Consider the following 5,370-nt stretch of genomic DNA (forward strand, 5'->3'; position numbering starts at 1 on the left):
ACCCGCTCGGTGTCGGTCACCGACCCGATCTGGGAGCCCATCAACGGCATCTCCCTGCAGGACTACGCCGAGCTTGCCCGCGAGGCGCAGGCCCGAGGCATCAACGACGAGGCGGGCATGATCGCGCTGTCGCAGGAGCGGGGCTGGAATCCCGCGGACACCAAGGCCGCGCTTGACGGCTGGGTGCAGCGGATGGGGCAGTCGATGGCCGTTGGGCAGCAGTTCCGCAAGTTCCTCGGTTACTGACGGGGAATCGGATGCCGAACCCGTTCAAGGACTGGGCGCGGATGTGCGGCGCCAACAAGCAATACCTGGAGTCGCAGGGACGGCCGTCGTCGTACCTCGGTCAGATGGCGGACATCCCGAACCGGCTCCACGAGGCGGCCGACGCCTCGGAGATCGGCGTGCGCATGGTGCGACACGCGCAGCTCGCCAACGGGGCGGGCGTGCCGGGCACGGTCGTCGTCGACGGCGTCTGGACCGTCGGGTCCTACCTGAACACGTCTCCGGTGCTGCGGATACGGGGATGCGTCCGACGCGAGGACGGCACACCGCCCTACGGCGTGGTGTTCGACGAGGTGGTGGCACAGTTGCACGTCGCGAGGATGCAACCGGGTGCGATCGTCGCGGTGTTCGTCGATCCGCACGATCCCGTCGACATGACGGTCGATTGGATCCGCACGGGTCAGCTCGCTCCGCCGCCGAAGTGAGCCACTTCGCAACGTCGAGCAGGAGCGTCGAGCAGGAACGACGAGCAGGAACGTCGAGCAGAATTCGGGGTGATCCGGGTTGTCGCGCACGAGGTGGTGGGCGCCGTCCGGCTCATCAGTGTCGGGTCGGGTGAATAGAGTGAGGGCGTGAGCCCAGCCAAGACCGACACCAAGCCCACATTGATGCTGCTGGACGGCAATTCGCTGGCGTTTCGCGCCTTCTATGCGCTGCCCGCGGAGAACTTCAAGACCCAGAGCGGTTTGACCACCAACGCGGTGTACGGGTTCACGGCCATGTTGATCAACCTGCTGCGCGACGAGCAACCCACGCACATCGCCGCGGCATTCGACGTGTCGCGCCAGACGTTCCGTTCGGAGAAGTACCCCGAATACAAGGCGGGCCGCTCGGCAACGCCGGACGAGTTCCGCGGCCAGATCGACATCACCAAGGAGGTGCTGGTCGCGCTCGGCATCACCGCGCTGTCCGAGCGGGGATTCGAGGCCGACGACATCATTGCGACCCTCGCCACCCAAGCCGAGAACGAGGGTTACCGCGTGCTGGTGGTCACCGGTGACCGGGATGCGCTGCAGCTCGTCAGCCCCGACGTGACGGTGCTCTACCCGCGCAAGGGCGTGTCAGAACTGACCCGCTTCACCCCTGACGCCGTCGTCGAGAAGTATGGATTGACCCCTACCCAGTACCCGGACTTCGCCGCGCTGCGCGGCGACCCGAGCGACAACCTGCCCGGCATTCCTGGGGTTGGGGAGAAGACGGCGTCGAAGTGGATCGTGGAGTACGGCTCGCTGCAGTCGTTGGTGGACAACGTCGACGCGGTCAGGGGCAAGGTCGGAGATGCGTTGCGCGCCAACCTCTCCAGCGTGATCCTCAACCGCGACCTGACCGAGCTCGTCAAGGACGTGCCGCTGGCACAGACACCTGACACGTTGCGAATGATGCCGTGGGACCGAGACCAGATCCACCGACTGTTCGACGACCTCGAGTTCCGCGTGCTGCGCGACCGGCTGTTCGAGACGCTCGCGTCCGCCGATCCGGAGGTGGAGCACGGCATCGACGTCAACGGTGGCGTGTTGGAGAGCGGTCAGCTGAGTGCGTGGCTGGCCGAGCACGGCGGCGGCGGCCGGTTCGGGCTCGCCGTGGTCGGTACTCATCTGGCCTTCGACTCCGATGCCACCGCGGTCGCCATCGTCTCGGCAGACGGTGAGGGCTGCTACTTCGAGACCGCCACCCTGGCTCCGGAAGACGAAGCGGCGCTGATCGCCTGGCTCGCCGACTCGGCGCCCAAGGCGCTGCACGAGGCCAAGCTGGCGATGCACGATTTGGAAGGCCGTGGCTGGCGGTTGGCGGGTGTCACCTCCGATACCGCGTTGGCCGCGTACCTGGTCCGGCCTGGGCAGCGCAGCTTCGCCCTTGACGATCTTGCGGTGCGCTACCTCAAACGTGAGCTGCGCGCGGAAAACCCCGAGCAACAACAACTCTCACTGCTCGATGACGAGAATGGCGTCGACGATCAGGCGGTGCAGACGCTGCTGCTGCGGGCGTCGGCGGTCGCCGACCTGGCCGACGCGCTCGACGAGGAGCTCGCCAGGATCGACTCCTCGGCGCTGCTTGGTCAGATGGAGCTGCCGGTTCAGCGGGTGCTAGCGCAGCTGGAGACAACGGGCATCGCGGTCGACCTAGACCTGCTCGGGCAGCTGCAGAGCCAGTTCGCCGACCTGATCCGTGACGCCGCCGAGGCCGCCTACGAGGTGATCGGCAAGCAGATCAACCTCGGCTCGCCCAAACAGCTTCAGGTGGTGCTGTTCGACGAGTTGGAGATGCCGAAGACCAAGCGCACCAAGACGGGCTACACCACCGACGCCGACGCGCTGCAGGGGCTCTTCGACAAGACGGGGCATCCGTTCCTGCAGCATCTGCTTGCGCACCGCGATGCCACCAGGCTCAAGGTCACCGTCGATGGCCTTCTCGGAGCCGTGGCCGCGGATGGCCGGATTCACACCACGTTCAACCAGACCATCGCGGCGACGGGCCGGTTGTCGTCCACCGAGCCCAACCTGCAGAACATTCCGATCCGCACCGAGGCGGGCAGGCAGATCCGCGACGGGTTCGTGGTGGGTGCCGGCTACGCCGAGCTGATGACGGCCGACTACAGCCAGATCGAGATGCGGATCATGGCCCACCTGTCGGGTGACGCGGGACTCATCGAGGCGTTCAACACCGGCGAGGATCTGCATTCGTTCGTCGCCTCGCGCGCCTTCGACGTGCCGATCGACGAGGTCACCGCCGAACTGCGACGCCGGGTCAAGGCCATGTCGTACGGGCTGGCGTACGGGCTCAGCGCGTACGGTCTCGCGGCCCAGCTCAAGATCTCCACCGAAGAGGCCAAGGTCCAGATGGAGCAGTACTTCGCGCGCTTCGGTGGCATCAGGGACTACCTGCAGTCCGTCGTCGATCAGGCTCGCAAGGACGGCTACACGTCCACGGTGCTGGGCAGGCGCCGCTACCTACCCGAGCTGGACAGCAGCAACCGCAACGTGCGTGAAGCCGCTGAGCGCGCCGCGCTGAACGCGCCAATCCAGGGCAGCGCGGCCGACATCATCAAGGTGGCGATGATCAACACCGACGTCGCGATGCGTGAGGCCGGGCTGAATTCCAGGATGCTGCTCCAGGTTCACGACGAATTGCTCTTCGAGGTCGCCGACGGCGAGCGTGAGGCGCTCGAAGTCTTGGTGCGCGACAAGATGGGCGGGGCCTACCCGCTGGACGTGCCGCTCGAGGTGTCCGTCGGCTATGGCCGCAGCTGGGACGCCGCAGCGCACTAGACGCTGCGGTCGTTCTTGGGCGTGCGGTGCTCGTGGGCGATCAGTTCGCGTGGACCGGTGGGCAGCCGCCAGTGGAAGGTGATCGCCGCCAGCCGCAACAGCGTGGCAACCAGCGACCCCGTCACCACGGCGAGCCATTGCGATCCGCAGTAGTCGATCGCGACGTAGATCAACGACCCGAGGATCGCGGGTGCGGCGTACATGTCGTCCGGGCCCATGACCATCGGCTTGTCCCTGGCCACGACGTCGCGCATGATGCTGCCCGCGACGGCCGAGATCATGCCGAGGACGCCCGCGGCGAACCAGCTGGCGCCGCGGTCGACGGAGATGGCCGCTCCCGACGTCGCGAAGAACCCCATCCCCACGGCGTCGAGGAGGAGGACCAGCTGGCTCATCCTGATCACCGCCTTGGCGAATACCGTGCTGATGATCGACACCGCGACGCACAGCGTGATGTCGGGCCATCGTTGCAGCGAGGTGGGCGGGCTGATGTCGAGCAGGGCATCGCGCAGGATGCCGCCGCCGACACCGGTGAGAGCCGCCAGGGTCGCGATGCCAAACAGGTCGAAACCCTTGCGGATGCCCACGACCGAGCCCGATGCGGCCAGCGCGGCGATACCCAGGTAGTTGACGATGTGTTGGATCACGGCCGCAACCTACGTCGGCAAGCTAGGAGCGGGCTGGAAACCTAGGTGCCGGGTGTCCGGTAGCCGGCCAGCGTCTGCAACGTTGGCGCGGCCGCCCGCGCCGCCGCGACGGCGTACGCCTCCTCGGTGAACAGGGCCTGCACGCGGGCGTCGCCGAAGCCGCGGTCGATGCGGTCGCGCACGAATGCCAGCTCCACGACCTGCGCCGCAAAGGCCTTCACGGTCTTACGCGCCGGCTTGCCCCCGACCCGCGACGCCTGACTCAGCGCGAACTGCCTGCTCTTCACGGTGCCCAGCCACGTCGCCTCGTTCGCGGTCACGACACCCGCGGCGACCATGCCCGGCAGTTTGGCGGCTACGACGCGCTGCTCCCTGCGGCGGCTCGAGACGCCGAGGGCGATGGCCAACGCGAACATCGGCACCATCCACAACGCGTAGACCAGGAGGTAGGTCTCGAAGCCGACGAACGACGATCCGTTCCACAGCCCGTGCAGCAGGACCGCTCCGACGTAGCCGAGGAGGACACAACCCGACTTGGCGACGATCCCCCGACGGTGCAGCGCGAAGTAGATCCCGATGGCCGTCACCGTCGTGAACAGGGGGTGGGCGAACGGCCCGAGGATCAGCCGCACGGCGGCCGTCAAGAGCGATCCGCCGAGTGTCTCGCCGCCGCCGATGTACCCGATGTTCTCCAGCCACGCGAAGCCCGCCGCGACGAGCCCGGCGTAGACCAGGCAGTCCGTCAACGAGTTGAGCTCGTTTCTGCGACGGCCGGTCATCATGATGAGCAGGAAGACACCCTTCGCCGCCTCCTCGACGATCGGCGCGACGATGGCGAGCGTGACGAACTCGTCGGTCGCCGCCTCGCCCGTCGCCAGCAGCGACCCGAAGACCAGTTCCAGGATCACCGACACCACGATGGCGACCGAGGCGCCCCAGGTGAACGCGAGGATCAGCAACCGCGGCGGCTCGGGTTCCCACCGGTCCAGCCAGATGTAGGCCAACACGACGATCACGGTGGCCACGGTGGCCAGCACGAAGCCGATGGCGGTGCCGACCGGATTGACCAGCGTCAGAAGGATCACCGACAGCCCCGCCACGGTGCCCATCGCGATGATCGCCGCCAGCGGGGCACCCACTTTGCGGACCTTGCGGGCGAACGGCGGCGTGAC

Annotated in this window: 4 protein-coding genes and 1 pseudogene; 3 read left to right on the forward strand and 2 right to left on the reverse strand. The window is 67.2% G+C overall.

Annotated elements, in window-relative coordinates; genetic code table 11:
• The 3 genes and pseudogenes from ABW137_RS20785 to polA form a co-directional block, all read left to right on the forward strand.
• Positions 1-246, forward strand: a pseudogene (locus ABW137_RS20785) (hypothetical protein); the annotation flags it as partial.
• Between the two features lie 11 nt (positions 247-257).
• Positions 258-710 carry a hypothetical protein gene (locus ABW137_RS20790; RefSeq protein ID WP_526403328.1) on the forward strand — a complete coding sequence of 151 codons (453 nt, stop codon included), beginning with the start codon at positions 258-260 and terminating at the stop codon, positions 708-710.
• A gap of 183 nt (positions 711-893) precedes the next feature.
• Positions 894-3,551 carry a DNA polymerase I gene (polA, locus tag ABW137_RS20795; RefSeq protein ID WP_526403331.1) on the forward strand — a complete coding sequence of 886 codons (2,658 nt, stop codon included), beginning with the start codon at positions 894-896 and terminating at the stop codon, positions 3,549-3,551.
• Here polA and ABW137_RS20800 read toward each other — a convergent pair.
• Together ABW137_RS20800 and ABW137_RS20805 are read right to left on the reverse strand one after the other, a co-directional pair.
• Positions 3,548-4,198, reverse strand: coding sequence for a TRIC cation channel family protein (locus ABW137_RS20800; RefSeq protein WP_526403329.1), 651 nt, complete (start codon positions 4,196-4,198; stop codon positions 3,548-3,550). The genes polA and ABW137_RS20800 overlap by 4 nt on opposite strands.
• A 41-nt stretch (positions 4,199-4,239) precedes the next feature.
• Positions 4,240-5,370 (reverse strand): PrsW family intramembrane metalloprotease (locus tag ABW137_RS20805; protein WP_526403330.1); only part of this gene is annotated, 1,131 nt, incomplete at its 5' end.

The sequence above is a fragment of the Mycobacterium sp. genome, from assembly GCF_040509115.1.
Lineage (GTDB): Bacteria > Actinomycetota > Actinomycetes > Mycobacteriales > Mycobacteriaceae > Mycobacterium.